Genomic DNA, 4,805 nt, shown 5'->3' with positions numbered 1-4,805 from the left:
CCCGGCCTTTGGTGCATCGGTCATGCGACCAATGCACGTCATTCGGTATTAGCATTCCTTTCGAAATGTTGTCCCCATCTGAAGGGCAGGTTGCCTACGCGTTACTCACCCGTTTGCCACTAGGCTAGGAAAAGCAAGCTTCTCTTCGCCCCGTTCGACTTGCATGTGTTAAGCACGCCGCCAGCGTTCGTCCTGAGCCAGGATCAAACTCTCCAAAAAATTATTTTGAAGAACCTGAATGGCTCTTAAAGTTTCTAGAATTACCTTTTAATAAAGGAATTTCATAGTTTTGCACAAACTATTATGTATGTTAGCAACTATATTAAACAGCTGCTCCATCATCTGGCTTGAATCATGTGTGCATGATTCTTTGTTGCATTGTTTAGTTTTCAAAGAACACCCTCGCTTTCTCACAGGCTCTTGCTTAGTGAGTCAGCTTCTATATAATATCTCAAAGAAGCTTTCATGTCAAGCATCTTTTTGAATTATTTTTTGTTATCCCGTTTCATAATCAAATGAACTGCGGCGACAACGTTGATAATGTTACTACCTTTTCCATATATTGTCAATATATAAATCTATTTTTTCATTTTTTGTTAATTATCAAAAAGATTGGGCTGTATTGGCCAGTCCGATTCCCTTAATAAAAAATGGAGGCATTGATCTGCAGCCAACGCCTCCTAACTGTTAAACAATATTCTATTCCTTGTATATTCTCGGCACCCTTGGACTGAGCATGCACGGCAGCTCGTAATTTATTGTTCCCAGCCAGTCAGCTGCCTCATCAATGGTCAGGTCCTGTGATCCATACAGCACAACAGTGTCCCCCTCCTTTATATTATTTGTATCCGTCAGATCCACCATACACTGATCCATGCAGATTCTGCCTACCACAGGGGCCCGTTGACCATTATAATCCACCTGGGCCTTGCCACTGAACATTCGCGTATATCCATCAGCATAACCTATTGGAAGGGTACCAATTATACTTTTGCGCTCTGCCCTCCATGTGCAGCCGTAGCTAACAGACTCACCTGGTTCAAGCTCCTTTATAAAGGCAACCTTGGCACATAGCTTCATCAGCGGTTTAAGATCTATATTGCGCTTTACCTCCGGAGATGGCCACAGGCCATATAAAATTATTCCTGCACGCACCATGTCAAAATGTGCCTCCGGCATTTCCAAAATAGCCGCAGAATTTGCTAAATGCTTTAAAGGAATGGAAAATCCTGCCTTCTCAACATTTGCTATGGCCAGCTTAAATTGTTCAAGCTGCTTATAAGCATAGGTTTTATCCTCTGCATCTGCCAAAGCAAAGTGGGAGAACATTCCCTCCAGTTCCAGCCCTGGAAGCTCCGTAATAGCCCTTGCCATCTCTCCTGCCTGTTCCGGCTTTATACCTATACGGTGCATACCCGTATCCACCTTCAGGTGTACCTTGGCCACCTTGTGTCTCATTTTCGCTTCATGGGATAATGCCTGGGCCTCTTCCAAGGTAAACACCGCCTGGGTTATATCATAATCCACTATTGTTCCGGCGGCTTCTATGGGAGTAGGACCTAATATGAGGATTGGCGTGGTAAAGCCTCCCTTGCGAAGTACAATAGCCTCGCTGATGGCTGCCACTGCCAGGTATGATGCACCCATTTCCACGCACTTACGGGCCACTGCCAATGCCCCGTGGCCATATCCATCAGCCTTTACCACAGCGCACCATTTGGCATTATTTTTAATACAGGATTTTATATTTTTAATATTGCTTTCCAAAGCACCAAGATTTACCTCGGCCCATACATCTCGTATTGCCATTTTCTATCCCCCTAATTAAAATAGCCCACCCCTGGGGGCAGGCTATATATCACTGAATTACAGCTCTTCCTTCTTGATGACCTCAACGCCACCCATGTAAGGAATAAGAGCCTTAGGAATGCGGATAGAACCGTCCTCATTCTGATAATTCTCCAGAATAGCCGCGAAGGTACGCCCTACTGCCAGACCGGAGCCATTCAGGGTATGAACGAACTCTGGCTTGCTCTTGGCATCACGACGGAACTTAATGTTGGCACGACGGGCCTGGAAATCGAGACAATTGGAGCAGGAAGAAATCTCACGATAGCAATTCTGGGCAGGCATCCAAACCTCCAGATCATAGGTCTTGGCAGAGGTAAAGCCCATGTCGCCGGTGCAAAGGAGAACCACGTGATATGGAAGCTCCAAAATACGCAGTACATCTTCAGCATCATCAGTCATCTTTTCCAGTTCATCCCAGGAATCTTCCGGCTTACAGAACTTTATGAGCTCAACCTTGTTAAACTGATGCTGTCTGATAAGGCCACGGGTATCACGGCCGGCACTGCCTGCCTCTGCTCTGTAGCAGGCGGTATATGCGCAGAACTTCTCAGTGAGTGTGGAACCGTCGAGAATTTCCTCACGATGGTAGTTTGTTGTAGGAACCTCAGCTGTTGGAACCATGTAATAGTCCAAGCCCTCCAGCTTAAACATATCCTCAGCAAACTTAGGAAGCTGGCCAGTACCAATCATGCTGTCAGTATTTACGATGCATGGGGCCAGCATCTCCTTGTAGCCGTGCTTGGTGGCATGGAGATCCATCATAAAGTTAATAAGAGCACGCTCCAGACGGGCACCCAGACCCTTGTAGAAGGTAAAACGGGCGCCAGTAACCTTTGCTGCACGCTCTGCGTCAATAATATCGAGGTCTGCACCCAAGTCCCAATGGGCTTTTGGCTCAAAATCAAACTTGGTAGGCTCCATGAATTTTCTTACTTCCGGATTATCAGTATCATCCACACCATAAGGAACATCATCCTTCGGCATATTAGGAATGCTGAGCATAATATCTCTCAGGCTGTCCTCCACAGTCTTTAACTGGGCATCCAGCTTGGAAATCTCCTCACCTACAGACTGCATTTCAGCAACTATGGCATCAGTATTTTCCCCGGCCTTCTTCATGGCACCAATCTGCTTGGATACGGTGTTACGCTTTGCCTTGAGGTTTTCCCCCTCAGCCAGAATTTCACGACGGGTTTTCTCCAGGTCAGTGAATCCATCCAAATTCAAACTATTATGTCTCTTCCTGAGCATCTCCTTAACAGCTTCAAGATTCTCTCTGACAAATTTGATATCTAACACCTTAATGACCTCCAATATATCCAAATATGTATAGGGAGCTTGCTCCCATGACTATCTACCTCATTAATTCTACTATAAATCAAATATTTTGTAAAAGAAGTTTAAATCCTTATTTCAAAATGTTTATGGGTATCATCATCCTTGTTCTTTCCGGTTGATGGTGCTTTGTTCTCTTTAAGTGAATCTCCCTGTTTAATTTCCGGCTTTTCTTCCTGTTTAATCATTTTTGCTGTTACAGGCTCAGATTCTTTCTTTTTCATATAATTAAGCAGGGTAAAACCTATAAAGGCCGTCACAAACACAAGTACAAAGGGCCATATACTAATTCCCCCAAAACTGGAATCATGGCTGTTTACATGAAGTGCATCATCCCCCGGCTGCTTGGTTTCCGTCTGAAGCATCCTGTCCGCTGGCATATCTCCTGTGAGTACAGCCTGGGGCTCCGGCAGCTGATCCCGCTCCTTGGTGATTACCTCCTTTTGGAGTTGACCATCTCCTGCAGCGTTGGCATCTTGTTTGACCTTTTGACCTTTTCCTGTCTTATCCTCAGGGGAGGAAACATTGATATGAATGCCAAATTCCTTGCCGGTACTTTCCGACCCCTGATTTGTATCCGTATTATGGCCCCCCTCCCCATTATCCTGAGCCTTTGGGGATACAGGTGGGGTGGGCGGTGTTGGAGCTGTAGGAGCCTTGATTGCCATAGCTTATCCTTTCGAAATATCAACTCAAACCTTTAAAAACATCAATTCATAGCCTAAAAATAAGAAAAGGCCTTTGACTTTACCATCAAGGGCCTTCTATTATCATTTCACCTGGTCTGGATGACAACGCTTGCAAGGAACATAGCCTTCAGCCTTTGCCTGCTTGTTGTTTTCCTCAGCAGTCTTTCCTTCATCAAAGATTATTGGCTGTAAAATAGTCTTTACTTTTGGGCAGCCCGGACGATGATATATGCCGGTATAAGACTCTGCAACTCTTTCAATTTCAACAGTTGAAATGTCATTAAAATCATTTGCCAGTGAATCAGAATAAAGCTTATATCCCCCGATTAATAAAAGTACAATAATGACAAGTGCAATGCCTAATTTCGTGTATTCCTTTTTTTCCATGTGGAATTCCTCCTAATAAATACTTCCTATATTATAACGCAATTGTTCAATTATTTCCACTAACAACCCATTAAGTATATATTCTATTAGGATTAACAGAAAAGAAATACCCCTGCCTAAGGGAGGCAGGGGTAAAACTTTTTAGATAATTATCCTGTTATCGGATCATCAGATAATACCGAGAGCGCTGGATACAACATAAGCAGCAACACCACCGCAGAGTGGAGCAACTACTGGAACCCAAGCATAACCCCAGTTACCGTCACCCTTGTCAGGGATTGGCAGAATTGCATGAGCAATTCTTGGACCAAGGTCACGAGCAGCGTTCATTGCATAACCAGTGCAGCCGCCAAGGGAAAGACCAAGAGCCCAGATCAAGCAACCTACGAGATAAGGGCCAAAGCCAGGAGCAAGGCCGATGGAGCCCTGAACACCCTTGGAGAAGATGCACCAAATACCGAACATCAGGAAGAAGGTAGCGATAAACTCGCCGAGGAAACCAGTCATCTGGTTACCGCAAGCATTTGCAGTGGAGAATACACC

5 protein-coding genes and 1 rRNA gene are annotated in these 4,805 nt (G+C 44.8%); all 6 read right to left on the bottom strand.

The features are described 5' to 3' along the window. Positions 1-219, bottom strand: a 16S ribosomal RNA gene (locus tag T525_RS0111160); the annotation flags it as partial. 480 nt (positions 220-699) lie between these two features. Then, positions 700-1,809: an alanine racemase gene (gene alr / locus T525_RS0111155; protein WP_027407250.1), complete on the bottom strand. Its 1,110-nt coding sequence runs from the start codon at positions 1,807-1,809 to the stop codon at positions 700-702. A gap of 57 nt (positions 1,810-1,866) precedes the next feature. After that, a complete protein-coding gene (serS, locus tag T525_RS0111150) occupies positions 1,867-3,150 on the bottom strand; it encodes a serine--tRNA ligase (RefSeq protein ID WP_027407249.1) in 1,284 nt (427 codons plus the stop codon). Between the two features lie 101 nt (positions 3,151-3,251). Further along, positions 3,252-3,854, bottom strand: coding sequence for a hypothetical protein (locus T525_RS0111145; RefSeq protein ID WP_027407248.1), 603 nt, complete (start codon positions 3,852-3,854; stop codon positions 3,252-3,254). A 102-nt stretch (positions 3,855-3,956) separates the two neighbouring features. Beyond that, complete coding sequence (locus T525_RS0111140) at positions 3,957-4,262, bottom strand: Ada metal-binding domain-containing protein (RefSeq protein WP_027407247.1); 306 nt, start codon at positions 4,260-4,262, stop codon at positions 3,957-3,959. Positions 4,263-4,430: 168 nt separating this feature from the next. Continuing rightward, positions 4,431-4,805: MIP/aquaporin family protein (locus T525_RS0111135; protein ID WP_027405810.1), on the bottom strand; the 375-nt coding region annotated here is incomplete at its 5' end.

Origin of the sequence: Anaerovibrio sp. RM50, from assembly GCF_000622005.1 — a bacterium.
In the GTDB taxonomy this organism is placed as follows: Bacteria; Bacillota; Negativicutes; order Selenomonadales; family Selenomonadaceae; genus Anaerovibrio.
Note: the sequence above shows the minus strand (reverse complement) of the source record. Positions and strands in the feature narration are given on the sequence as shown.

What these genes read in the sequence shown, in the direction of transcription:
- T525_RS0111140 (WP_027407247.1), bottom strand. Translation starts at nt 4,262, where the DNA reads ATGGAAAAAAAGGAATACACGAAATTAGGCATTGCACTTGTCATTATT.
- T525_RS0111145 (WP_027407248.1), bottom strand. Translation starts at nt 3,854, where the DNA reads ATGGCAATCAAGGCTCCTACAGCTCCAACACCGCCCACCCCACCTGTA.
- alr (WP_027407250.1), bottom strand. Translation starts at nt 1,809, where the DNA reads ATGGCAATACGAGATGTATGGGCCGAGGTAAATCTTGGTGCTTTGGAA.